General features: G+C 71.7%; 19 protein-coding genes. 7 read left to right on the plus strand and 12 right to left on the minus strand.

What is annotated here, in order from left to right; all coding sequences use genetic code 11:
• The first annotated feature begins 20 nt into the window (after window positions 1-20).
• Window positions 21-1,838 (plus strand): NHL domain-containing thioredoxin family protein, encoded by a 1,818-nt coding sequence (locus tag ACGFNH_RS21520; RefSeq protein WP_393656001.1) that lies wholly within the window; start codon window positions 21-23, stop codon window positions 1,836-1,838.
• A 103-nt stretch (window positions 1,839-1,941) separates the two neighbouring features.
• On the opposite strand, the gene ACGFNH_RS21525 is transcribed toward ACGFNH_RS21520, so the two are convergent.
• From ACGFNH_RS21525 to ACGFNH_RS21540, 4 genes are all read right to left on the minus strand, one after another.
• Entirely contained in the window at window positions 1,942-2,169 is a 228-nt protein-coding gene (locus ACGFNH_RS21525; protein ID WP_360847943.1) for a hypothetical protein, read from the minus strand.
• Window positions 2,170-2,322: 153 nt separating this feature from the next.
• Window positions 2,323-3,009 carry a DUF4232 domain-containing protein gene (locus tag ACGFNH_RS21530; RefSeq protein WP_393656004.1) on the minus strand — a complete coding sequence of 229 codons (687 nt, stop codon included), beginning with the start codon at window positions 3,007-3,009 and terminating at the stop codon, window positions 2,323-2,325.
• 81 nt (window positions 3,010-3,090) lie between these two features.
• Window positions 3,091-5,127, minus strand: a complete 2,037-nt coding sequence (locus tag ACGFNH_RS21535; protein WP_393656005.1) for a BTAD domain-containing putative transcriptional regulator — start codon at window positions 5,125-5,127, stop codon at window positions 3,091-3,093.
• A gap of 1 nt (window position 5,128) precedes the next feature.
• Window positions 5,129-6,424: a M18 family aminopeptidase gene (locus ACGFNH_RS21540; RefSeq protein WP_393656007.1), complete on the minus strand. Its 1,296-nt coding sequence runs from the start codon at window positions 6,422-6,424 to the stop codon at window positions 5,129-5,131.
• A gap of 183 nt (window positions 6,425-6,607) precedes the next feature.
• On the opposite strand from ACGFNH_RS21540, the gene ACGFNH_RS21545 reads away from it, so the two are divergent.
• Window positions 6,608-7,933 (plus strand): deoxyguanosinetriphosphate triphosphohydrolase family protein, encoded by a 1,326-nt coding sequence (locus tag ACGFNH_RS21545; protein ID WP_393656009.1) that lies wholly within the window; start codon window positions 6,608-6,610, stop codon window positions 7,931-7,933.
• A 137-nt stretch (window positions 7,934-8,070) separates the two neighbouring features.
• Here the strand turns inward: ACGFNH_RS21545 and ACGFNH_RS21550 are convergent, their stop codons facing one another.
• The 3 genes from ACGFNH_RS21550 to ACGFNH_RS21560 form a co-directional block, all read right to left on the minus strand.
• Window positions 8,071-9,441, minus strand: coding sequence for an MATE family efflux transporter (locus ACGFNH_RS21550; protein ID WP_393656011.1), 1,371 nt, complete (start codon window positions 9,439-9,441; stop codon window positions 8,071-8,073).
• Between the two features lie 257 nt (window positions 9,442-9,698).
• A complete protein-coding gene (locus ACGFNH_RS21555; RefSeq protein ID WP_393656013.1) occupies window positions 9,699-11,000 on the minus strand; it encodes a nitrate/nitrite transporter in 1,302 nt (433 codons plus the stop codon).
• Window positions 10,997-11,671 carry a GntR family transcriptional regulator gene (locus tag ACGFNH_RS21560; RefSeq protein ID WP_393656015.1) on the minus strand — a complete coding sequence of 225 codons (675 nt, stop codon included), beginning with the start codon at window positions 11,669-11,671 and terminating at the stop codon, window positions 10,997-10,999. Before ACGFNH_RS21560 ends, ACGFNH_RS21555 begins: the two co-directional genes overlap by 4 nt.
• 187 nt (window positions 11,672-11,858) lie before the next feature.
• Here ACGFNH_RS21560 and ACGFNH_RS21565 point away from each other — a divergent pair, with 187 nt between their 5' ends.
• Both ACGFNH_RS21565 and ACGFNH_RS21570 read left to right on the plus strand, forming a co-directional pair.
• The gene (locus tag ACGFNH_RS21565) at window positions 11,859-12,809 is read left to right on the plus strand and encodes a hypothetical protein (RefSeq protein WP_393656017.1); all 951 of its coding nucleotides are present in this window, start codon (window positions 11,859-11,861) and stop codon (window positions 12,807-12,809) included.
• Window positions 12,806-14,251, plus strand: a complete 1,446-nt coding sequence (locus tag ACGFNH_RS21570; protein ID WP_393656019.1) for a hypothetical protein — start codon at window positions 12,806-12,808, stop codon at window positions 14,249-14,251. Before ACGFNH_RS21565 ends, ACGFNH_RS21570 begins: the two co-directional genes overlap by 4 nt.
• A gap of 70 nt (window positions 14,252-14,321) precedes the next feature.
• On the opposite strand, the gene ACGFNH_RS21575 is transcribed toward ACGFNH_RS21570, so the two are convergent.
• From ACGFNH_RS21575 to pdhA, 3 genes are read right to left on the minus strand one after another with little or no spacing between them, the layout of a single operon-like run.
• Window positions 14,322-15,896 (minus strand): dihydrolipoamide acetyltransferase family protein, encoded by a 1,575-nt coding sequence (locus ACGFNH_RS21575; protein WP_393656164.1) that lies wholly within the window; start codon window positions 15,894-15,896, stop codon window positions 14,322-14,324.
• A gap of 11 nt (window positions 15,897-15,907) precedes the next feature.
• On the minus strand, window positions 15,908-16,888 hold the full coding sequence (locus tag ACGFNH_RS21580) for an alpha-ketoacid dehydrogenase subunit beta (RefSeq protein ID WP_393656021.1): 981 nt from the start codon (window positions 16,886-16,888) through the stop codon (window positions 15,908-15,910).
• A gap of 1 nt (window position 16,889) precedes the next feature.
• Window positions 16,890-18,044, minus strand: coding sequence for a pyruvate dehydrogenase (acetyl-transferring) E1 component subunit alpha (pdhA, locus tag ACGFNH_RS21585; RefSeq protein ID WP_393656023.1), 1,155 nt, complete (start codon window positions 18,042-18,044; stop codon window positions 16,890-16,892).
• Window positions 18,045-18,348: 304 nt separating this feature from the next.
• Between pdhA and ACGFNH_RS21590 the strand changes: the two genes are divergently transcribed.
• Together ACGFNH_RS21590 and ACGFNH_RS21595 are read left to right on the plus strand one after the other, a co-directional pair.
• The gene (locus tag ACGFNH_RS21590) at window positions 18,349-19,032 is read left to right on the plus strand and encodes a response regulator (RefSeq protein ID WP_393656025.1); all 684 of its coding nucleotides are present in this window, start codon (window positions 18,349-18,351) and stop codon (window positions 19,030-19,032) included.
• A 130-nt stretch (window positions 19,033-19,162) separates the two neighbouring features.
• Complete coding sequence (locus tag ACGFNH_RS21595; protein ID WP_393656027.1) at window positions 19,163-20,182, plus strand: phosphotransferase; 1,020 nt, start codon at window positions 19,163-19,165, stop codon at window positions 20,180-20,182.
• Window positions 20,183-20,236: 54 nt separating this feature from the next.
• On the opposite strand, the gene ACGFNH_RS21600 is transcribed toward ACGFNH_RS21595, so the two are convergent.
• Window positions 20,237-21,844, minus strand: a complete 1,608-nt coding sequence (locus ACGFNH_RS21600; RefSeq protein ID WP_393656029.1) for a protein kinase — start codon at window positions 21,842-21,844, stop codon at window positions 20,237-20,239.
• Between the two features lie 309 nt (window positions 21,845-22,153).
• Between ACGFNH_RS21600 and ACGFNH_RS21605 the strand changes: the two genes are divergently transcribed.
• The gene (locus ACGFNH_RS21605; protein WP_393656031.1) at window positions 22,154-23,872 is read left to right on the plus strand and encodes a protein kinase; all 1,719 of its coding nucleotides are present in this window, start codon (window positions 22,154-22,156) and stop codon (window positions 23,870-23,872) included.
• Between the two features lie 183 nt (window positions 23,873-24,055).
• On the opposite strand, the gene ACGFNH_RS21610 is transcribed toward ACGFNH_RS21605, so the two are convergent.
• Window positions 24,056-24,616 (minus strand): bacterial proteasome activator family protein, encoded by a 561-nt coding sequence (locus ACGFNH_RS21610; protein WP_393656033.1) that lies wholly within the window; start codon window positions 24,614-24,616, stop codon window positions 24,056-24,058.
• Window positions 24,617-24,707: the final 91 nt, after the last annotated feature.

The raw sequence follows: 24,707 nt of genomic DNA on the forward strand, positions 1-24,707 counted from the left end.
CGCTGTGGTTGGCTGGATTCATGTCTTCTCGCGCACGCGTCCGCGCCCCCGAGCTGACGGGGAAGGGCGGCTGGCTCAACACGGGCGGAATCGATCTCACCCTCGCCGAACTGCGAGGACGCATCGTCATCCTGGATTTCTGGACGTTCTGCTGTGTGAACTGCCTGCATGTCCTGGACGAGCTGCGGGAGCTGGAGGAGAAGCATCGCGACACCGTCGTGATCATCGGCGTCCACTCGCCGAAGTTCGTGCACGAGGCCGAGCACCGGGCCGTCGTCGACGCCGTCGAGCGCTATGAGGTGCACCACCCCGTCCTGGACGACCCCGAGCTGGCGACCTGGAAGCAGTACGCGATCCGGGCCTGGCCGACACTCGTCGTCATCGACCCCGAGGGGTACGTGGTCGCCCAGCACGCGGGCGAGGGCCACGCCCATGCCATCGCCCGGCTCGTCGAGGAGCTGGAGTCCGTCCACGCCGCCAAGGGCACGCTCCGGCGCGGCGACGGGCCGTACAGGGCGCCCGAACCGGAGCCGACCGAGCTGCGCTTCCCCGGCAAGGCGCTGCTGCTGCCCGGCGGCGGGTTCCTCGTCTCCGACACCACACGCCACCGACTCGTGGAGCTGGCGGCCGACGGCGAGAGCGTGGTCCGGCGGATCGGCGCCGGGGAGCGCGGACTCGCGGACGGCGGCCCGGAACAGGCGCGGTTCAGCGAGCCGCAGGGCCTGGCGCTGCTGCCCGACGGCTCGGTCGCGGTGGCCGACACCGTGAACCACGCCCTGCGCCGCTACGACCCCGCCACCGGCGAGGTGACCACCCTCGCGGGCACCGGGCTGCAGTGGTGGCAGGGGTCTCCGACGTCGGGTCCGGCGCGCGAGGTGAGCCTGTCCTCGCCGTGGGACGTGGCGTGGTTCGCGGACCGGCTGTGGATCGCGATGGCCGGGGTCCACCAGCTCTGGACGTACGACCCGGTGGCCGGGACGGTCGAGGCGGTTGCCGGGACGACCAACGAGGGGCTCGTCGACGGCCCGGCGGCCGAGGCCTGGTTCGCCCAGCCCTCGGGGCTCGCCGCCACCGAGGAGGGGCTCTGGGTCGCGGACTCCGAGACGTCCGCCGTCCGCCGGGTCGAGCCCGACGGCTCGGGCGGCTTCGCGGTCGTCACGGCTGTGGGCACCGGTCTCTTCGACTTCGGGCACCGGGACGGCCCGGCCGGCCAGGCTCTGCTGCAGCATCCGCTGGGGGTGACCGCGCTGCCCGACGGCTCGGTGGCCGTCAGCGACACGTACAACCACGCCCTGCGCCGCTATGATCCGGCGACCGGTGAGGTCAGCACGCTGGCCACCGATCTGCGGGAGCCCTCCGGCGCCGTGCTCGTGGACGGCGACATCGTGGTGGTCGAGTCGGCGCGCCACCGGCTGACCCGGCTGCGCCTGCCGGAGGAGGCCCTACGGGTCGATGCCGTGGCCCACCGCACCCAGCGTGCCGCGACCGATGTCGCCCCGGGGACGCTCCGTCTCGACGTGGTGTTCGAGGCGCCGACCGGGCAGAAGCTGGATGAGCGGTACGGCCCGTCGACCCGGCTGATCGTGAGCGCCTCGCCGCCGGAACTCCTGATGGAGGGCGCCGGAACGGGTACCGATCTGGCGCGGGATCTCGTCCTCGCCGATGGTGTCGCGGAGGGCGTTCTGCATGTCTCCGCGCTGGCCGCGTCCTGTGACGACGATCCGGCCAATGAGTTCCCTGCCTGCCATATGCACCAGCAGGACTGGGGTGTTCCGGTCCGGGTGACCGATTCGGGTGTGGACCGGCTGGCGCTGGTGCTGGCAGGGCTGGACGCCTGAGCCCGGCGGCTGGCCGGCCGAGTCCAGCGGCCGAGCGCCGGCGCCCCGTCCGGGACGGCGGCCACGAGCCGGGTCCGGGCCGTCCGCCGCCCGAAGCGCCGTGTCACATGAGGCGGTTGCGTTCGTCCACCTCGACGACCGGGGCGCCGGGGCCGGGCGGCTGGACCCTCCGGCGCTTGAGGATGCTCACGTAGGCAGCGAGGCCGATGAAGCCGACGACCATCATGATGAGGCCGGCCAGGTCGACGTTGACTCCCGCCATCTCCCAGTCCGTTGCGAACGTGATGATGGCCCCCACCGCGATCAGGGCGATGCACCCACCGATACCCATACTGTCCGCCTCTCACTACGACTTGACTGTTCCGGGCTGGACTCTCTTCGGGTACCCGGGCGCGGAACAGCCATGCTTCAGCGGGGTGTTGGGAGGGGTGAACGACGACGGCCGGCCCCCGGAGGGGCCGGCGAGTCGTACGGTGCGACCGGATCAGAAGGAGATGGCGTCCTTCATGTCGGTGAGCCAGTAGGTCACCTTCGCGCTGTCGTCGACGTGCGCCTTGCCGCCGGGCGCCTCCACGATCATGGGCGAGTCGGAGGTCGGGGAGCCCTCGCTGTCGGCGAGACCGACCGTGAAGTTCTCCGTCTCGCGGCCCTCGCCACCCGAACCGTCGGCGGCGGAGAGGAGCACTCCGGCGTACGCGGACTGGCCCGGGTCGAGGGTGGCGACGGCCTGCGGCTTGCTCTCCTCGACCGGCTGCAGGGTGGACTGGGCGCCCTCCTCGCCGACGAACGGGTAGTAGTGCAGGTTGCAGGCGGAGTCCGAGTTGTTGGTCGCGACCAGAACCATGTGGTTGATCGGGCTCTTGACCGCCTCCGCCTCCACCTGGATGGTCTCGGGCGAGCAGCTCCTGGTCACGGCGTCGGTCTTGGTGCTCGTGCCCGAACCGTTCGCCGCCTCGTCCTTGCCCTCGGACCCGCTGGTCCTGGCCTCGTTGCCCTGGGACTTCTGCCCCGCGCTCTGCTCGGTCGAGCTCTTCTGCGTGTCGCCCGAGGACCGGACGCCCCCGGCGTCGTTGTTGCAGGCGGTCAGCGACAGGGCCGCGGCGGCGGTCAGGCAGGCGGCGGCAACGCGCAGGGACCGGTTGCTGCGGAGGGTGCGAAGAGTGCTCGACATGTCGGATCTCCCGTTTCGAAGGTGTCGTTCGGTGACGGGAGAAACTCTGCCCGGGGCCGTTGCCGTGTCACTAACCTCCGCCTAACGCTCCGTTGACGCCGGCGGGGAACCACCCTCACCTGCTTCTTTGTCGCGCGCGAAGAGCTGCACCAAGGTGCTGATGACGTACCGGTCGGTGGCCGCCTCGTCGACCAGATGCATCTCGGCGAGCCGGTCCAGGCCGTCCCTGGCGCGTTCGGGGTCGGATCCGGCGAGCGCGGCCATCGCGAGGGCGTCCACCTCGCGGCCCGTTCCCATGGCCAGCTGGCTGAGCAGCCGGGCGTCGTCCGCGGAGAGGCGGGCCACGGAGTTGCGCAGTGCGGCGGCGATCCCGGTGTCCTCGGCGGAGAGCAGCGACAGCCGCCGCCGTTCATCGCCCAGTGCGGCGGCCAGCCGGGCGAGACGCCAGCGCGGCCGTGCCGTGAGCTGGGCGGCGGCGGCGCGCAGTGCGAGGGGGAGCCCTTCGCAGAGGGCGACCAACGCCCGTGCGGCGTCGGGCTCTTCGGCGACCCGGTCGTGGCCGAGCATCGTGCCGAGCAGGGCCACGCCCTCGTCGGTGCCGAGGACCTGCACGGGTACGGGCCGGGCGACGTCGGTGACCACCAGTCCGTCGAGCCGGCTGCGGCTGGTGACGATCGTCGCGCAGCCCGGGCCGCCGGGCAGCAACGGCCGTACCTGAGCGGAGCTGCGCGCGTTGTCGAGGACGACGAGGACGCGGCGGCGGGCGACGAGGGAGCGGTAGAGCGCGGAGGCGGCATCGGCCGAGGGCGGGATCTGCTCGGGCGGGGTTCCGAGGCCGAGCAGGAACTCCCGCAGTACGGCGGTGGGTGTGGCCTCGGCGCCTTCCCCGAAGCCTCCGAGGTCGGCGAAGAGTTGTCCGTCGGGGAACGCGGAGGCGTACCGGTGGGACCACTGCACCGCGCATGCGGTCTTGCCCACTCCGGCCGGGCCCGTGACGACAGCGATCGGGCTCTCCCCGCTCCCCGTGTCGGTGAGCCACCGCGTCAGTTCCGCGAGTTGGGTCTCCCGGCCGAGGAAGCGGGCGGGAGGGCGGGGCAGGAAGCGCGGGGCCGTGGAGCGGTCGGGGGCGCCGCCGGTGCTGCCCGTGCCTCGGGTGCCGCCGGTGCTGCCCGTGTCTACGGTGCTGTCGGTGCCGCCCGGGCCGCCGGTCGTGCCGCTGCCCGGTGAACGGCCCTGTGCGGCGGGCGCGTGGCCCTGCTGGCGAGGGATCGACGGCTGCTGCGCACGCTCCGGCGCGGGCTGTACCCGTGGATCCACCGGCCCGGAGGGCTGCTGCCGCGCCGGCGGCTGCGTACGCGCGGGCGGCTGCGTCGCCACGGCCTCGGCGCGCAGGATCTCCTCGTAGGCCCGGGTGAGCCGTTCCCCGGGGTCCACGCCCAGCTCCTCGCCCAGCAACTGCCGTGTCCGGTGGAACCAGTTGATCGCGTCCGACTGGCGGCCGCCCCGGTACAGGGCCTGCATCAGCGCGGCGACGAGCCCTTCGCGCAGAGGGTTCGCGGCCGCCTCCGCGTAGAGGATCGCAGCGGCGTGGTCGTGCTCGCCCAGCGCGCCGTGCGCCGTCGCTAGGGCGCCGACGGCCGCCAGCCGCCGTTCCTCCAAGGCGTGGGCGGCGGCGGCGAACTGCGCCCCGGAGACCGTGCCCGACAGCGCCGGCCCGCGCCACAGGCCGAGCGCCTCGCGCAGCAGGGACACCGCGTCCTGCGGGGCGGACTCCGGCCGGGCGAGTGCCATCAGTCCGCTGAACCGGTGGGCGTCGATCAGCTCTTCGGGCAGCCGCAGCAGATAGGACGAGCCGCGCGTGACGAGTTCGACGCCGTACGCCTCCGCTCCCCCTTCGGCCAACATCTGGCGCAGACGCGAGACATGGCCCTGGACGACGGTACGGGCGTGGGCGGGCGGCTCGTCCTCCCACAGCGAGCTCATGAACTGCTCGATCGTCACGGTGATGTTGGGCTGGAGCAGCAGCAGTGCGAGGACGCTCCGCCGTTTCGCGGGGCCCAGCACCAGTTCGCCTGCTCCGGTCGCGACACCGACCGGGCCGAGCAGCGAGAATTCCAACTCAGTCCTCCAGAAATGCTGACAGGGCGTTCGCCAGCAGATACGGGTCCTCGGCTCCACACAGTTCACGAGCCGAGTGCATGGAGAGGATGGCGACGCCGATGTCGACCGTGGCGATGCCGTGGCGGGCGGCGGTGATGGGCCCGATCGTGGTGCCGCAGGGCATGGCGTTGTTGGAGACGAACGCCTGCCAGGGCACACCGGCCCGTTCGCAGGCGGCGACGAAGACGGCCCGGCCGGTGCCGTCCGTCGCATAGCGCTGGTTGACGTTGACCTTGAGGATGGGGCCGCCGTTGGGCCTTGGGTGATGGCCGGGCTCATGACGCTCGGCGTAGTTGGGGTGCACGGCGTGGCCGGTGTCGGAGGAGAGGCAGACCGTCCCGGCGAAGGCCCGCGCCTTCTCCTCGTAGCCGCCGCCGCGGGCGAAGACCGACCGCTCCAGGACATTGCCGAGCAGCGGGCCGTCGGCCCCGGTGTCGGACTGGCTGCCGTTCTCCTCGTGGTCGAACGCGGCGAGGACGGGGATGTGGTTCAGGGGCGCGCCGGAGGTCGCGGCGGCGGCGAGCGCGGCCGTACCGGCGTGCACGGACAGGAGGTTGTCCATCCGCGGCCCGGCGAGGAGTTCGCGGTCGCGGCCGAGGTACGCGGACGGCTCCACGCTGTGCACCATCAGGTCCCAGCCGGCGACCTCCTCGGCGAGAACGCCCGCCTCCTCGGCGACGAAGCGGACGAGATCCCCCTCCTCCACCTTCCCCAGGCCCCAGATGGGCGTCATGTGCCGCTGCTTGTCGAGCTTGAGGCCGTCGGCGTTGACGGAGCGGTCGAGGTGGACGGCGAGCTGCGGTACGCGCAGCAGCGGCCGGTCCACGGACACGAGGACCTGCGCCCCGCCGCGCAGTGTGAGGCGGCCGGAGATGCCGAGGTCGCGGTCGAGCCAGGTGTTGAGCAGCGTCCCGCCGTAGATCTCGACGGCGATCTGGCGCCAGCCGTGCGCGCCGGTGTCGGGGATCGGCTTGACCCGCAGGTTGGGGGAGTCGGTGTGCGCGCCGACGATCCGGTAGGGCGTCTCGGGGCCCGCGCCCTCCGGCACGTACCAGGCGATGATCGCGCCCCCGCGCAGCACATACTTCCCGCCGGCCGCGGCGTCCCACGCGGCGGTCTCCTCGACCTTCCTGAAGCCTGCCTTCTCCAGCCGTTCCGCGGCGTTGGCCACGGCGTGGTAGGGCGAGGGGCTCCGGTCGAGGAAGCCGGTGAGGTCGTCGGTGTGGCCGCGGTCGAAGCGGGGCTGGGGGCTCATGCCGACAGCATAGATACGAGGCGCCCCGGGGTCTCAGGGGCGCGAGCACCGGCGTGCGCGCCCCGCGCACGGGAACACATCCGCACACGACAGCGCTCGGCAGCGCTCGGCAGCGCTCCGCAGCCGCCTCGTGCCTCACCGTCGCGAATGGTCCGCCCCGGCCGGGCGGCGTAGCATCCGCGCATGCGACCGGCCAAGTACAGCGACGAGGACCTCGAGCAGCACTCCCTGGGCCGGCGGGTGTCCGACGACGGCCAGCGGTCGGGCTTCGAGCACGACGTGGACCGGATCCTGTACTCGACACAGTGGCGGGCACTGGCCGGCAAGAGCCAGGTCGTGGCGAGCGGCGAGCTCGGCGCGTACCACACCCGCCTGACCCACTCGATGAAGGTCGCCCAGCTCGGGCGGCGCATGGCCGAGCGGCTGGAGCGGCAGTACGGCGGCCCGAACCCGGCCCTGGTCGAGGCCGCCTGCATGGCGCACGACATCGGCCACCCGCCGTTCGGGCACGCGGGCGAGACCGCGCTGCGGCGGACGATGGACGAACTGCGGTTCGCCGACGGGGTGCTGGACAGTTTCGAGGGCAACGCGCAGACGCTGCGCGTCCTGACCTTCCTCGCCGCGCACAAGTACCCCGGCCACCGCGGACTGCACCTCACCCGCGCCTGCCTGGACGCGTCGACGAAGTACCCGTGGGAGCGCGCGCCGCTCGACCAGGACCCGGCACGGCACCTGAAGTGGGGCGTCTACGTGGCGGACCGGGAGGCCTTCGCCTGGGTGCGCGCCGGCCGCACCGGCAACGCGGTGCCGGTCGAGGAGCAGGTGATGGACTGGGCCGACGACGTCACGTACGCCTGCCACGACGTGGAGGACTTCTACCGCACGGGCCTCATCCCGCTCGCCGCGCTGTTCCCGCCGCCGGGCACCGCGGGCGGCGAGACGGAACGCGAGACACGGCGCTTCCTGGACTACGTCGAGCACAAACGGGCGCGGGAGGGCGCGGAGTTCGACCGCGCGGCGGCGCGCGAGCTGATGGCGGACATCGGCAAGCGGCTGGCCGTTGCGGCTCCGTACAGCGGCAGCCACGAGGACGCGGTGGCGGTCAACCGGCGTACGGCGGACCTCATCGCGTACTTCACCCGCGGCATCGAGCTGGAGGTCGGCGGCACCGCGGCGATCCGGTACGGCGCGCGCCTGGTCATCCCGGCGGAGCGGCGCGCGGCCTGCGACCTCCTCAAGGAGCTGGTCTGGGCGTACGTCATCGACCGCCCGGCCCTGGCCACACAGCAGCACGGCAAACGGCGCATCGTCGGTGAACTCCTGCGCTGGAGCCACGAGTCACCGGAACTGCTCCCGCCCGACCGCGCGGAGGAGCTCCAGCTCCACGGGGACCCGCTGCGGGCGGCGGCCGACCATGTCGCCTCGCTCACCGAGGACCACGCCATCGCCCTGCACCAGCGGCTGTCGGGGGCGGGGCTGGGGTCGGTGAACGACAACGTGTGGCCCTGAGGCCGGGGCCGAAGTCCGGGCGGCCGAAGTCCGGGGGCCGAAGTCCGGGCGGCCGAAGTCCTGTTGCGGCCGAAGTCCTGTTGCGCCCGGAGTCCGGTGCGCCCCGGCAACTGAACCGGATACGCATCACTCGCAGGTCAGCGGGACCGGTCACACATGACGGCCGGTGCGGGAGCGCGCTCCTGAACGAATCCGCAGTGCCGGTGGAAGAAGTACGCCTTGCCCACAGCCTGGAAGAAGTTGGCGAGCGCCAGCGCCGTCCACAGGGCAACAAGGCCTCCCGTCGCGGCGATCGGTGCGGCGACAGCGGCCAGGACGCCGTAGCAGACGAAGGTCGCCACGAAGCTCGGCACCGTGCGCTTGAGGCCGATGAGGCCGAATCCGACGACCGCCTGCAGCGCGTCGGTGACGACCACGGCCAGCACCAGCGGCAGCAGGTCCGTGATCCGCGGCCGCATGTCGGCATCCCCGGTGAACAGCGGCACGACCCACGGAGCGAGGACGATCGTCAATGTCGCGATGAAACCGACGACGGCCAGCGCCAGCCACGTCCCGGCCCGAACGCTGCGACGGATCCTGCCGGCGTCTCGCTTGTCCGCGTGGTCGGAGACCAGGGGGACGGTGGCCTGACCGACCGCCACGGCCGCCGTGAAGATGAGGTTGACCAGCGAGATCCCGACGCTGTGCACCGCGGCGCTCTCCGTCCCGATCCTGGCCGCGGCGAAGGTCAGGACGCCCAGGACCGCGAACTTGACGAGTACGGTTCCGGCGAGCGGAATCCCCACGGTGCCCAACGTCCGGATCTGCTTGGCGTCCGGCCTGCCCGGGTGGAGCGGGCGGCCGGTCAGCACGGTGGAGCGTCGGAGCATCACGTGGTTGAAGGTGCTGCTGATCACGCTGGAGGCGAGCATGGCGATGCCGGCCCCGGTCAGGCCGTGACTCGGCAGTGGGCCCGGACCTCCCACCAGCAGGACGGACAGCGTGACGGACGCCGCGGTACCGAACAGTCCGGCCCGCATCACCAGTTCGGAGCGGCCGAGTGCGACCAGGACCGACGTGGACGACGAGCCGACCGCGATGGCGAGCACACTGCTCGCCAGCAGATAGGGGAAGATCCCCAGCTCGTCGAGTGTGGTGCGGGGGACCCCGGCCGCCCGGCCGATCAGGGGAACCGACGCGACCGCCGCGGCAGCGACCATACCGACGGTGGTCGCAAGCCACATTCCGCCGCGCACCACGGCCAGGAGCCGGTCGGGGTCCTCCTTGGCCGGCGTGACGAACGGCATCACGCCGCGCAGCGCACCCGCCACCGTGGCGGTGGCCGGGCTGAAGACGGCGATGGTGACGGCGAAGGCCGCGAGCGTGGCCGTGGCGTGGTTTCCGAGCAGCGCGGTGTCGACCAGAGCACCGGCCGATGCGGCGATCATCGTCAGATACAGCGGCAGTGCAGCCCCCGCAATGTCGATCCACGTACTGCGCTCGGCCTGTCCCGTCCGCTTGTCGATCACGGATTCGATCCTCACATGCGGGATCCGGCAGGTCATGGGTACCGCGAACTCCCGGGCCGGGAGACCGTTGTCGGCCTGGCTCGCGGCCGAGTGCACAAGGCGTCAGAGGCCCAGGGTGCCTCCAGCGGATTCCATCGGCGCCGGTGACACCCACCATCCGGGCACGACGTCCTGCTCCGGTTCGCAGAAGCCGTACGCCCGCATGCCCCGGACTCCCGCATGCCCCGTAATCCCGCACGCCCGGCCCCCGTTGAGACCTACGCGGGAACGTGGACGGTCTCCACGCGGCTCGCCACCACGCGTTCGCGCTCGCGCCGGTGCGCCCGCCCGCGCAGGCGCAGGATCTGGGCGAGACCGAACGCCTCCAGGACGAAGACGGACGCAAAGGCGACCGGGTAGCGGTCGCCGGTCAGATCGAGCAGGACGCCGATCGCCAGGAGCGTGACCATGGAGGCCGTGAATCCGCCCATGTTGACGATCCCGGAGGCGGTGCCCAAGCGCTCGGGCGGATTGGCCGGACGGGCGAAGTCGAAGCCGATCATCGAGGCCGGCCCGCAGCCGCCCAGCACCGCGCAGAGAGTGACCAGCAGCCAGTGCGGGGCATGTTCGCCGGGCCAGCACAGCGCCGCGCCCCAGGTGAGTGCCGTCGCCCCGACCGTACCGAGGGCCAGGGGCATACGGGCCCGGTGGTGGCGGGAGATGACCTGGCCGTAGACGAGCCCGATGACCATGTTGGACAGGACGACCAGGGTGAGGAGTTCACCGGCCGCGGCCCGGGAGAGCCCCTGCGCCTCGACCAGGAACGGCATGCCCCACAGCAGCAGGAAGACCATCGCCGGGAACTGGGTGGTGAAGTGCACCCACATCCCCAGCCGCGTGCCGGGCTCGCGCCAGGCCGCCGTGATCTGCCGCCGTACGAAGCCGGGGGTGTGGTGGCGGGGCGAGGGCTCCGGTGCGTGGCCCTCGGGGCGGTCCTTGAGGAAGAGCAGCACAAGCGTGAGGACGACCGCACCGCCCAGGGCGGAACCGGCGAACGTCGCGGTCCAGCCGATGTCGTGGAGAAGGCGGGAGAGGACGAGCGTGGAGATCAGATTGCCCGCCATGCCGAAGAGGGCGGCGATCTGCGCGATCAACGGCCCCCGGCGGGTGGGGAACCAGCGCGAGCCGAGCCGCAGCACGCTGATGAACGTCATCGCGTCGCCGCAGCCGAGGAGGGCCCGCGAGCCGAGGGCGGCGGCGTAGGTGTGGGAGAGCGCGAAACCGAGCTGGCCGGCGGTGAAGAGGACGATTCCGAGCGTCAGGACCTTCTTGGTGCCCAGCCGGTCCACGAGCAGGCCGACCGGGATCTGCATGCCCGCGTAGACCAGGAGTTGGAGGATGGAGAAGGTCGACAGGGCCGAGGCGTTGATGCCGAAGCGGTCGGCCGCGTCGAGGCCGGCGACACCGAGGCTCGTACGGTACGTGATGGCGACGAAGTAGACGGCGACACCGAGGCCCCAGACGGCGACGGCCCGGCGCCCGCCGGGTGGATCACCGGGCAGACGTATGGCCGCGGTCACCTCTGGTCACCCCACCGGTCGTCGCCCCGTACGAGGAGACGGACGCGGCTCACATGCTGGTGCACGGCCTCGGCGGCCGCGTCGGCGTCGCCGGTGCGCAGGGCCTGGAGGATCTCGGCGTGCTCGGCGATGTTCTTGGCGATCCGGTCCGGGTGCGCGTGCATGACGGCGACGCCCATCCGGAGCTGGCGGTCGCGGAGTTGGTCGTAGAGGCGGTCGAGGATCTGATTGCCCGCACTGCGGACGATCTCCGCGTGGAAGCAGCGGTCCGCCACGGCCACGGCGGACAGATCGCCCTCGGCCGCGCACCGCCGCTGCTCATCCAGCAGCTCCTCCAGGCGCGCGATCAGGCGCGGGTTCGCGGGCGCGGCCTTGCGGGCTGCGTGCTCCTCGACGAGGAGGCGGGTCTCGACGACATCGCCGATCTCCTGTGCGGAGACCGGCAGAACGAGCGCGCCCTTCTTGGGATAGAGCTTGATCAGCCCCTCCGCCTGAAGCCTCAGCAGCGCCTCGCGCACGGGTGTACGGGAGACCCCGACGGCCTCGGCGAGGCCGCCCTCGGTGAGCAGCGTCCCGCCTTCGTAACGGCGGTCGAGCACGGCCTGTTTGACGTGGTCGTAGACGCGGTCGGCGGCGGGGGGCTGCTTGGCGGGAGCGGCGGCGGAAGCCATGCGCACATCTTAGATACAACAGGTATGCGTCAGCATCGGCCGTCCGCGATACGGACGGGGATCCCTGGCGCCCACTTGTCCACAGGGCGTAACACATCGCCCACGCAGGGGTGTTGCTCAACTATCCTGATCGGGCGCGGCGGTGCTGCCGACCGCCGCCGCGACACGGGGGGACGTGAGGTGGGACATGGCCGAGAGCGGCACGCGGAGCGCGGACGACGACACGAGCGACGCCGCTCCTGACACGGACGAGGAGACGAGCGCCACGCGCGGTGCGGACGACGGCGCGGCCGGCTCCGCCCCGGAGCCCGCGGCCGACCCCCCGGCCGACCCCCCGGCCGCCCCATCGCCCGGCGATGGGGACCGGTCGAATCCGGCCCCCGGCGACCGGCCCTCCGCGTTACGCGCGCTGCGGCAGTGGCACTCCGGGCTGGGCACCTCCAACAGGCTCGCCCTGTACGGCCTGGTGTGCGCCGTGCTCGCCTATGTCACCCCGATCGGCCAGGCCGTGTACGACAGGGTGTCCCCGGAGAGTGCCATGGCCTTTCTCGTGGAACAGGCGGATTCGCCATGCTTCGCGGACTACATCCTCACGCCCGGCAATGAGCGCCTTCGCGGGGTCATGTGGTCCGCCGACCAGCGGCAGTTCCCCCGCTGGCAGAAGGAAGGGAAGGCCGTTCACGCGAACCGGCTCCAGGTCGGCGTGAACGCGCGCGGCAACGGAGAGAAGGCCGTGGCGATCCGCGACATCTCGATCTCGGTGGTGAGCCGGGGCAAGCCCGTGCGCGGCGCGTACTTCGAGGGCGGCAAATGCGGCGCGGACGGCCGGGACCTCCCCGAGTACCTCGTCGTCGACCTCGACACCCTCCCGCTGAAACAGGACGTCCCCGTCACGTACCTGCAGCACAGCGAACTGCAGAAGGACGCCCGCAAGACGGCGAAGGCACTGGGCGATCCCATCACCTTGCCGCACGACATCACCCAGGACGGCGTCTACTCCTTCTTCCTCACCGGCAGGACCAAGCGCTTCGACTGCGAGTGGGTCGCCACCATCACCTGGTGGGACGGGGAGAAGGAGCACAAGGACCGCATCGACAACGACGGCCGCCCGTTCCGCGTCTCCGCGAGCGCGACATGACGGGCGAGCGGGAGGCGGACGAGCAGAGGGCGGACGAGCAGCCTTCGGACGGTCAGCGGGCGAGCGGGGAGCGCTCGGACGGCCAACAGGCGGACGGGGAACGCTCGGACGGCCAACAGGCGGACGGGGAGCGCTCGGACGGCCAACAGGCGGACGAGGAGCCGAGGGACGGGCCGCGAACAGGAACGCCGACAGGATCACGGACGACCGGGGCACGCCTGCTGACGCCGGTGCTCCGCAAGCCGTTGCTTCGGGGCCGCTTCGTGCGCGCCGCGCTGTGCGGCATGCTCCTCGCCGAGGCCGTCGCGGTCCTGCCCGGACAGATCCGCTGGGCCGACGGGCTCGGCAGCACCACCGCCATCGCCGACTATCCGGGCGCACCGGCGGCACTGCGCCTGATCACCGTGTCGCCCACGCTGCTCTACAGCGAACGCACCGGGCTCGACGCCGCCGTCCACGAGACGCTCTGGGCCGTGCTGTTCCTCGGGCTGCTGCTGAGGACGGCACGGGCGGTCGCGCGGCGTACCGCCCACCCCTCCGTACGGTCGCTCCCCTTCTGCCTCGCGCTCATCACCTTCGCGCCGCTCGCCCATCTTCTGGCCCTCATCCTGCTCCGGCTTCCGCGGCTGGCCTTCGAACCCCACCGCCGCGCCGGCGACATGCTGGAAGTTCTCATCGACGCCCAGAAGGCCTCCGCCCATGTGATGTTCCTGGCCGCCGTGGGGAGTTGCGCGGCGATCATCGCCGCTCTCGCCGCGGTCCGCCCGGATGCACCGGCGGCCCAGGGCACCGGGCAACAGCTCCGGCAGATACTCGGCCCCGGCCACACCGTGTGGCGCCGGATCGGCGTCACCCTGCTGTTGACCTGCTGTGCCCTGCCGCTGCCGAAACTGCTCGGCTCCGGCTTCGGGGAGGCGTTGTACGAACTGTCCGCCCGCGCTCTCTGTGCCGGCGTCCCCGAGGCCGGCGGGGGCGACGGAATCGCCGCCTGCGCCGACTCTCTCGCCCTGCAGATGACCGGATCGCTGCCGGAGAACGCCGGGGGCCGGATCTCCCCGGTGCTGTTCGGGTACGCCACCGTCTACGCCCTGCTGGGGTTCGCCTGCTGCTTCGCCGCCCTCACCCTCGCGTTCCGCGTCCTGCCGGGCATGGGGCGCGGCCCGGCCGCCACGTTCCTCACCACCTGCGCCGCGTATGCGACCGGCGCTGTCGCCTACGGCGCACTGCTGGACCAGGCTCTCCTCCTGGGAGCCGGGGAACCCTCCGACATCGGGCAACTCCTCGTACCGCCAAGTGCGTTGGCGCACACTCTTCTGGCCGCGCCGCTCGTCGGCGCGCTGTTCGCCCTGGGCTCCTGGGCGAACGGGCGCCGCGGGAAGGGCCGGAGCGGCACGAACAGGAGCACGAGCAGGAGCACGAACAGGAGCAGCGGAAACGCATGACCGTACGCAACGGCGCGGGCCCGGACGCGGAAGTCCGCGTCCGGGCCCGCGCCCGTACTCCTGGTTCGCCTTACACCCAGGTCATCAGCCGCTTGGGCTGCTCCAGGACCGCGGCGATGTCCGCGAGAACCTTGGAGCCCAGCTCTCCGTCGACCAGACGGTGGTCGAAGGAGAGCGCCAGCGTGGTGACCTGGCGGGGCTTGACCTTGCCCTTGTGGACCCAGGGCTGGAGCTTGACCGCGCCGAAGGCCAGGATCGCCGACTCCCCGGGGTTGAGGATCGGAGTGCCGGTGTCGACGCCGAAGACGCCGACGTTGGTGATCGTGACCGTGCCGCCCTGCATCGCCGCGGGGGACGTCTTGCCCTCGCGGGCGGTGGACACCAAATCGCCCAGAGAAGAGGCGAGTTCGGGCAGGGTCTGGGCGTGCGCGTCCTTGATGTTGGGGACGATCAGGCCGCGCGGGGTGGCCGCGGCGATGCCCAGGTTCACGTAGTGCTTCCGCACGATCTCCTGGTTGGCCTCGTCCCAGGCCGCGTTGACCTCCGGGTTGCGGCGGATCGCCACCAGGAACGCCTTGGCGACCAGCAGCAGCGGGTTGACCCGCAGACCCGCCATGTCCGGGTCCTGCTTCAGCTCCTGGACGAGCTTCATCGTGCGGGTCACGTCCACGGTGACGAACTCCGTGACGTGCGGCGCGGTGAAGGCGCTGGAGACCATCGCCTGCGCGGTCGCCTTCCGCACGCCCTTGACCGGCACACGGGTCTCGCGCTCCCCGGCAGCGACGGCGGGCGCCGGGGCCGCGGCCGCGGTGGCCTGCACCGCGGTGGCCTGGCCGGCCGCAGACGCGGCCGGTGCGGAGTCCGTCGCGGCCATGGCCGAGGCGGCCGCCGCGTGGACGTCGTCCCGCGTGACGATCCCGTCCGGACCTGTCGGCGTGACGGCCGCCAGATCCACGCCGAGGTCCTTGGCGAGCTTGCGGACCGGCGGCTTGGCGAGCGGGCGTCCGCCCGGCACGGCCGGCGCGCTGGTCCCGGCCGTCCGTGCCCCCTGCGGGGACGCGGTCGCGGCGCCGGCGTGACCGTTCATCTCGGCCTGCAGGGCCGCGGCCGCACCGTTCTGGCCCGGTACGGCAGGAGCCTGGCCCGGCTGCTGCTTCCGCGGACGGCGCTTGGTCGACGAGGCGGCGACGCCATAGCCGACCAGGACCGGCTGGCGGCCCTCCGGCTCGTCACCGCCCTCCGAACGCGCCGGGGTGGGGGCCGGTCCCGACTCGGCCGCCTCGCGAGTGGCCTCCTCGGTCTTCGGCAGCTCGAACGCGGCGTCACCGGCCGCCGGTGCGGCCGAGCCGCCGCCGGGCGCGGTGTCCACGGAGATGATCACCGTGCCCACGTCGACCGTCGTCCCCTCGGGGAAGCGCAGTTCGTGCACGGTCCCGTCGAACGGGATGGGCAGTTCGACGGCGGCCTTGGCGGTCTCGACCTCGCAGACCACCTGCCCGTCGGTCACGGTGTCGCCCGGCTGGACGTACCACTTGAGGATTTCGGCTTCCGTCAGTCCCTCGCCGACGTCCGGCATGCGGAACTCACGGATGGGCGTGCCCCCGGAAGGATTCCGGGGGAGCGTCGTCTCGGTCATCGTCACGATCTCCTCGGCCCTCAGTACGCCAGCGCGCGGTCGACGGAGTCCAGCACCCGGTCGAGCCCCGGCAGGTATTCGTCCTCGAGCCTGGCAGGCGGGTACGGCGCGTGCATACCGCCGACCCGCAGCACGGGTGCCTCCAGATGGTAGAAGCACCGCTCGGTGATACGGGCCGCGATCTCCGCACCCGTCCCCAGGAACACCGGCGCCTCGTGGACGACGACGAGCCTGCGGGTCTTCTCCACCGACCGCTGGACGGTGTCGAAGTCGACGGGGGACATCGAGCGCAGGTCGACGACCTCCAGCGACTTGCCCTCCTCGGCCGCGGCGGCGGCCGCCTCCAGGCACACCTTCACCATCGGACCGTACGCGGCCAGGGTCAGGTCGGTGCCCTCGCGCGCGACGCGGGCGGCGTGAAGCGGGCCGGGGATCGCGGAGGTGTCGACCTCCGCCTTGTCCCAGTAGCGGCGCTTGGGCTCGAAGTAGATGACGGGGTCGTCGGACTCGATGGCCTGCTGCATCATCCAGTAGGCGTCGGCCGAATTGGACGGCGAGACGACCTTGAGCCCGGGGACGTGCGCGAACAGCGCCTCGGGCGACTCGCTGTGGTGCTCGACGGCGCCGATGCCACCGCCGTAGGGGATGCGGATGACGACCGGCATCTTGATCTTGCCCAGCGCACGGGCGTGCATCTTGGCGAGCTGCGTGACGATCTGGTCGTACGCGGGGAAGACGAAGCCGTCGAACTGGATCTCGGCGACGGGGCGGTAGCCGCGGAGCGCGAGGCCGATCGCGGTGCCGATGATGCCGGACTCGGCGAGCGGGGTGTCGATGACCCGCTCCTCGCCGAAGTCCTTCTGCAGACCGTCCGTGACGCGGAAGACGCCGCCGAGCTTGCCGACGTCCTCACCCATGACGAGGACCTTGGGGTCGGCCTCCATGGCCGTGCGCAGCGACGCGTTGATCGCCTTCGCCATCGCGAGTTTCTCGGCAGCCATGTCAGTTCCCCTCCGCGTCCGCGAACGAAGCCTGGTACGCGGCGAACTGCGCGCGCTCCTCATCGACGAGTGCGTGCCCGTCGGCGTAGACGTGCTCGAACATCGCCATCGAGTCGGGGTCGGGCATGGCGCGTACGGCCTCGCGCACGCGCTTGGCGAGCACGTCGCTCTCCTTCTCCAGCTCCGCGAAGAAGGCTTCGTCGGCGGCGCCCTCCTTCTCCAGGTGGGCCCGCAGCCGCAGGATCGGGTCCTTGGCCTCCCAGGCTGCCCGCTCCTCGTCGAGGCGGTAGCGGGTGGGGTCGTCGGAGGTGGTGTGGGCGCCCATGCGATAGGTGAACGCCTCGACGAGCGTGGGGCCCTCGCCGCTGCGCGCCCGCTCCAGGGCGGCGCGGGTGACGGCAAGGCAGGCCAGCACGTCGTTGCCGTCGACGCGGACGCCGGGGAAGCCGTAGCCCTGGGCGCGCTGGTAGAGGGGGACGCGGGTCTGCTTCTCGGTGGGCTCGGAGATCGCCCACTGGTTGTTCTGGCAGAAGAAGACGACGGGGGCGTTGTAGACCGCGGAGAAGGTGAACGCCTCGGCGACGTCGCCCTGGCTGGACGCGCCGTCGCCGAAGTAGGCGATGACGGCGGAGTCCGCGCCGTCCTTGGCCACGCCCATCGCGTAACCGGTCGCATGAAGCGTCTGCGAGCCGATCACGATCGTGTAGAGGTGGAAGTTGTTGGTGTTGGGGTCCCAGCCGCCGTGGTTGACGCCGCGGAACATGCCGAGCAGGTTCGTCGGGTCGACCCCGCGGCACCAGGCGACGCCGTGCTCGCGGTAGGTCGGGAAGACGTAGTCGTCGTCGCGCAGCGCGCGGCCCGAGCCGATCTGCGCGGCCTCCTGGCCGAGCAGCGAGGCCCACAGGCCCAGCTCGCCCTGACGCTGGAGCGCAGTGGCCTCGGCGTCGAAACGACGGGTCAGCACCATGTCCCGGTACAGAGCGCGCAGCTCCTCCTGGGACAGATCGATCGAGTAGTCGGGGTGCTCGACCCGCTCGCCTTCCGGCGTCAGCAGCTGTACGAGCTCGGGGCGGGCGTCGGCCGGCGGCTTCTTGGCGCCGGTGCGCTTGCCGCTGCTGCGACGCGGTTTCCGCGCGGCAGTGCTCTCCACGGTCACGGTTGTGCTCCTCCGTCTGTCCGGCCCCCGGGATCCGCCGGCGGCCAGTTAGGGCTCACCCGCTTCGAACGGCGCACGGGGTATGTGCGGCGCGGCCGAACCGGGCGTGACAGGTGCCCCGGACGTGGCCTGCAAGAGGCACGTTACCGAGTGCGCCACATCTCCGCGAAACCCCTCTGACCTGCGTTTTTGCTTGGATATCCAAGTAAATTGAGAGGAGTGCGGGAACAGCACTGGTCACAGCCCTGCGGGCTGCCGGGACAACCGCACGGTATCCCGGAGAACTGGGGCACGGGAAGAGTCGATGTGTGAGACTGACCCCGTGGCCGAAGGCGGAGAAACCAGGGTATTCCTGGTCGACGACCACGAGGTGGTACGACGCGGCGTGCGGGAACTGCTGTCCGTCGAGAAGGACCTCGCGGTGGTGGGAGAGGCCGGTTCCGCGGCCGAGGCCCTGGCCCGCATCCCCGCCGCCCGGCCGGACGTGGCAGTGCTGGACGTGCGCCTTCCGGACGGCAGCGGCGTCGAGGTCTGCCGCGAGATCCGTTCCCTGGATCCGTCCGTCGCCTGCCTGATGCTCACCTCGTACGCCGATGACGAGGCCCTCTTCGACGCGATCCTCGCGGGGGCGTCGGGCTATGTGCTCAAGGCGATCGGCGGCAAGGAGCTGCTCGCGGCCGTACACGACGTGGCGGCCGGGAAATCCCTGCTCGACCCGGTGGCCACCACCCGCGTCCTGGAGCGGCTGCGCGAAGGGCGCGGCACGGGCACCGGGACGGACGGGGCGCTCGGCCGGCTCACCGGGCAGGAGCGGAAGGTCCTGGAGCTGATCGCGGAGGGGCTGACCAACCGGGCCATCGGCGAGCGCCTTCACCTCGCCGAGAAGACGATCAAGAACTATGTCTCCAGCCTCCTCGCGAAACTCGGCATGGAGCGCCGTTCACAGGCCGCCGCGTACGCCGCCCGGCTGCAGGCGGAAAAACACTGAACCGGACCAGCCGTCCGCCCGCTCCCCCGCATCCGCACCGGGCCGCCGCCCACCCCTGACTCCCCCGCACCCACATCCCTGTGTGCCGGTCCGGGCACACTGCGTGACGAAGTGATCTAACATCTGGCGCGTGCCGCGCACATATGACACAACCGTCCCGCTCCGCGCGCTGCTCCGCCGGTACGAGGGCACCGGCGAGCCCCTGTCCTGCGCGCGTGTGGCCCAGGGCCTGCTCAATCGCGGCTACCAACTGGCCACCACCCGCGGCCGGTACTTCCTCAAGCACCACCTCGACGGGGACAGCAAGGCCATCGCCCACCAGCACGGCGCCATCACCCGGCTGGGCGCCCTCGGACTCCCGGTCGTCCCGCCTCTGGCCGACGCGGACGGCCGTACGGTCACGGTGATCGGCGACGCGTGCTACACCCTCCACCCCTGGATCGACGGCCGGCACCGCGACGGCGCCGAGCTGACCTGTGCACAGTCCCGCCGTCTCGGGGCACTGCTGGGACTGGTGCACACCTGCCTGGAGCGGGTGATGCAGCAGTCACCGGTCCCGGAGGCCGAGGCCCGGGTGGAGAGCGCCGACCCCACGGACACCTTCGAGGTGATCGAGGAACTGCTCGGCCTGGCGCGCGCCAACCGCCCCCGCGACAGCTTCGACGAACTCGCCGAGCACCGGCTCGTCGAACGCCGCTCCCTGCTCGAACGCCATGCCCACCAGCGCCCGGAGGCCGGCGCGGAGCCGGCCACCGGCTGGGTGCACGGCGACTTCCACCCGCTGAACCTGCTCTACCGGGGCGCCGAACCCGCCGCGATCCTCGACTGGGACCGGCTGGGCATCCAGCCCCGTGCGGAGGAGGCGGTACGCGCCGCGGTGATCTTCTTCGTACGGCCGCGGGGCACGCTGGAGCTGAGCAAGGTGCGCCCGTACGCCCGCGCGTACCGGACCGCGACCGGCGCGAGCCCCGCCGAGCTGGCGGCGGCCGTCCACCGGGTGTGGTGGGAGCGGCTGAACGACTTCTGGATGCTGCGCTGGCGCTACCAGTTGCTGGACCGGCGGGCCGATCCGCAGTTCCCGGCGGCCGCGGCGCTGTCGGTGTGGTGGACGCGCGAATACGAGGCGGTCCGCGACGCGTTCACGGGCTAGGCGCGCGTTCATCCCTGTCCGGGACGGCAGGGGCGGAAGCCCTGCGCGGTACGGTCAGTTCCCGCCGACCGGGTCCGGCAGGCTCGGGTCGGCCGAGGGCTCGCCATTGCCCCCGTCGTCCGAGCCACCGGGGTCGGGCGACTCGCTCGTGTCGTCACCGCTCCCGCTCGACGTGCCGTCCGAGGGCTCGTCGGTCGGCTCGTCGGTCGGCGACTGCGACGGCGACTGCGACGGCGTCTGGCTCGGCTGCTGCGAGGGCTCCTGGGACGGGGTGTACGAGTCCTGGCCGCCGATGTCGTCCGCCGGGTCGGTGCCCTCGGTCGCGCCCTCGTCCTCCGACTGCGACGGCTTGTTCTCCGTCTTCTCCGGGGCCGTGGTCGAGGGGTTGCCCGACTTGTTCCCGTCGGACTCCGTGCCCGCCCGGTCCAGCGCGTAGGCCGCACCGAGGATGATCGCGATCACGGCGAGCGCGGCGAACAGCCACATCTTGCCGCGGCCGCCCTTGCCCTTCCCGCCGCCCGGGCGGCGGCCGTCGAAGCCGCCGTCGTCGGGCCGGGCACCGGGCAGCATCGGGCCGCCCGCTCCGATCTGCGTGGTGCCCGTCCGGAACGCCGGGGGAGTGTCGCCGTGGCTGGGGTGCGGCAGCACGCTCGTGCCCGCCATGCCCATGGCCGGGGTGTTGGCACCGGTGTGCGCGACCGGCCCGGTGTCCCATACGCCGGTGTGGCCGCCCCGCTCCTGCAGCATCTGCAGCGCGTACTGCACCAGGCCGCGCATCTCCTCGGCGCTCTGGAAGCGGTCGTCCGGGTCCTTGGCGAGTGACCGCATGACCAGACCGTCGAGCTCCGGCGGCACGGCGTCGGCAGCCTCGGACGGGGGCACCGGGTCGTCCTGGACGTGCTGGTAGACGACCGAGAGCGGGGTCTCGCCGGTGAACGGCGGCCGCTGGGCGAGGAGTTCGTAGAGCAGGCAGCCCGTGGCGTAGAGGTCCGAGCGGTGGTCGACCGCCTTGCCGAGGGCCTGCTCGGGGGAGAGGTACTGGGGGGTGCCCATGACCATGCCGGTCTGCGTCATCGTCGACTGCGCGCCGTGCAGCGCACGGGCGATGCCGAAGTCCATGACCTTGACGGCCCCGGTATTGGTGATGATGACGTTCGCCGGCTTGATGTCCCGGTGCACGATGCCGTGGTGGTGGCTGTAGGACAGCGCCTCCAGCACACCGGAGACGATGATCAGCGCCTGGTCGGGCGGCGGTGCCTCGGCGTTGAGGAGCAGATCGCGGATCGTGCGGCCCTCGACGAGCTCCATCACGATGTACGGCACGATGCGCGGACCCACGACGTCCTCGCCGGAGTCGTAGACCGCCACCACCGCATGGTGGTTGAGGCCCGCGACCGACTGGGCCTCGCGCGTGAAGCGCGCCTTGGAGACCGGATCCTCGGCAAGATCGGAACGAAGCAGTTTCACTGCAACCGTTCGGCCCAGACGTACATCTTCCGCAGCGAAGACCTCTGCCATACCGCCGCGGCCGAGGCGATGCGTGAGACGGTAGCGGCCGTCGCCGACCAGCCCGCCGGCTCCCCACGCCTCCGGCGCTTCGGGGGTGCCCCCGCCGGTGGCATCGGGTTCGGACGGGCCCTGGGCGCGCTGCGTCTGTGCCATCAGTCCTCGCCGTCGTTTCTGTCCGCGACTGTCCGTGCGGTACTACGTCTTCCCTGAAGCACGCTACAGGGTCCGGGCCCGGCTCCGGATCGTGATGGACCGGCCATCCAACCTCCGGGGGGCGCCCCGATGCAAATCACGCCGCGGCTCGTAACCATTGAGAGACGCTTCTTGCGCATCCGGTCACGGAACGGGCATGCGGCTTGACGTGTACCGGCCCTCGGGCAGACTTGGCCGGGAATCACGGTTACGGAACGACAGCAACGGGCCGCAGCGCGAGGCCGTCGTGCCACGGGGGGAGCAGACCACATGAGCCAGGACGGCGCGCAAGGCCGTTACGAGGGCCGTTCCGTCGGTGGCGGCCGCTACCAGCTGCGCGACCTGCTCGGCGCCGGTGGCATGGCATCGGTCCACCTGTCCTACGACTCCGTCCTGGACCGGCAAGTGGCCATCAAGACGCTCCACACCGAGCTGGGCCGGGAGCCGTCCTTCCGCGAGCGGTTCCGCCGCGAGGCCCAGTCCGTGGCCAAGCTCTCGCACACCAACATCGTCTCCGTCTTCGACACCGGCGAGGACGAGATCGAGGGGGCCCTTGTCCCCTACATCGTCATGGAGTACATCGAGGGCCAGCCGCTCCGCTCGGCCCTGGACGCCGACATCGCGCAGTACGGCGCCATGCCGGCCGAGAAGGCCCTCAAGATCACCGCGGACGTCCTGGCGGCGCTCGAGGTCAGCCACGAGATGGGCCTGGTCCACCGCGACATCAAGCCGGGCAACGTGATGATGACCAAGCGCAACGTGGTCAAGGTCATGGACTTCGGCATCGCGCGCGCCATGCAGTCCGGCGTCACCTCCATGACGCAGACCGGCATGGTCGTGGGCACCCCGCAGTACCTCTCGCCCGAGCAGGCCCTCGGCCGCGGCGTGGACGCCCGGTCCGACCTCTACTCGGTGGGCATCATGCTCTTCGAGCTGCTCACCGGACGCCTGCCCTTCGACGCCGACTCACCCCTGGCCATCGCGTACGCGCATGTGCAGGAGGACCCGCCCGTCCCCTCCTCCATCAACCGGTCGGTCCCCCCGGCGGTCGACGCGCTCGTGGCGCGGGCCCTCAAGAAGAACCCCAACGAGCGCTTCCCGACGGCCGAGGCGATGCGCGACGAATGCGCACGGGTCGCCGGGAGCGGGCAGACCGGGGCGACGCCCAACGTCGTCGGCGACGGGTCCTCGGCCAACAGCGGAGCGGGGGTCGGAGCCGCCGTCTTCCCGACCGTGGACCAGGGGGCGCCACCCCCGCCGAACGTCCACACGCCCTACGCCGCACCGCAGCAGCCGGGTCAGATGGGCGGCTTCGGTCCGTCCACGCCTCCCCCGCCGCAGCACGCGATGCAGCAGCACGGTTACGCGACGCCGGGCCCGCACACCCCGGCCCCCTCGCCGTACAACAGCGGCCTGCAGACCCCGCCGCCGTACACGATCACCCCGCCGCCCCAGGGGGCGCCCCCGCGCGGCAAGAGCAATACGCCGGTGGTCGTGGGTGCGGTCCTCGCGGCACTGCTGGTGGCGGGCGGCCTGGTCAGCCTGCTCCTCATGAACAACCGTGACGGCGGCGAGCCCGAGGCCAACCCCAAGGAGACGTCCCGGACGACGCAGGGCGCGGACGGCGGCAGCGACCCGCGCGGCTCCGACACCGAACCCGATCCCGACTCGGATGACGAGGACAAGGGCGAGGACTTCAACCCGGGCGACAGGACCAAGACCATCGACCGCGAGAAGTGCACCGAGCCGAACGAGTACTGGGACGACGACAGCAAGGTCTCGGCCCCGCAGCTCCAGTACTACGACCTCACGTCCGTGAAGCAGTGCTTGAACGCGGCGGGTTGGAAGTACAGCGTGGAGTACGAGAACGAGAACACCTGGGGCAAGGACATCGTGATCCGGCAAACCCCGCTGACGGGCGACCCGTTCGACCCCGAGGACAACGACGACAAGTTCGTGCTGACGGTCTCGACGGGCAAGGCCTCCTGACCGGTCGCCGCAGGGACGCAGCACACAAAGCAGTACGGAATAGCAGTACGGCGAGGGGCCCGGCGCGCGGAGTGCGCGCCGGGCCCCTTCGTCGTCCTTGCGCCCCGCCGGGTCCGCCACGGGCGGCGGCCTCCGCCACCGCGGGCACGGGCCTCCGGCGGTCCTTCTCGGGGGGTCACGGCTCTACAGGTACGGACCCGAGCGAGCGCCTCCCTGATGCGGCTCGTCGTCGCCCTCGGGGCCCATCACGCCCGGGGGCAGCGCCCGGCGCATCTGCTCGAGCTGGGCCCTCGCCGCCATCTGCTGCGCGAAGAGTGCCGTCTGAATGCCGTGGAACAGCCCTTCGAGCCATCCGACGAGCTGGGCCTGCGCGATCCGCAGCTCGGCCTCGGTCGGAACCACGTCTTCGGTGAAGGGCAGGGACAGCCGCTCGAGCTCCTCCACGAGCTCCGGCGCGAGGCCGTCCTCCAACTCCTTCACGGAGCTGTGGTGGATCTCCTTCAGACGCACCCGGCTCGCCTCGTCGAGAGGCGCCGCCCGGACCTCCTCGAGCAGCTGCTTGATCATGCTGCCGATGCGCATGACCTTCGCGGGCTGTTCGACCATGTCCGTCAAGGGAACCTCGCGGGACTCCTCGCCGCCCTCTCCGCCTCCGGAGCCGGCGCTGCCGAGAGGCATTCCGTCCGCCCCGACGACCAGGACGTGCGGGCTCTCCTGCGACCGTTCATTCCTCGGCATCTCCATGCCGCCATTCTCTCTCACACGCGCCTGAACACGGTTCCGCCCCCGGAAACGGCCGATCCACCGCCCGGACGTGCACGGAATCCCGACTCCC

It is taken from the genome of Streptomyces sp. NPDC048639 (assembly GCF_043199075.1).
GTDB lineage: Bacteria > Actinomycetota > Actinomycetes > Streptomycetales > Streptomycetaceae > Streptomyces.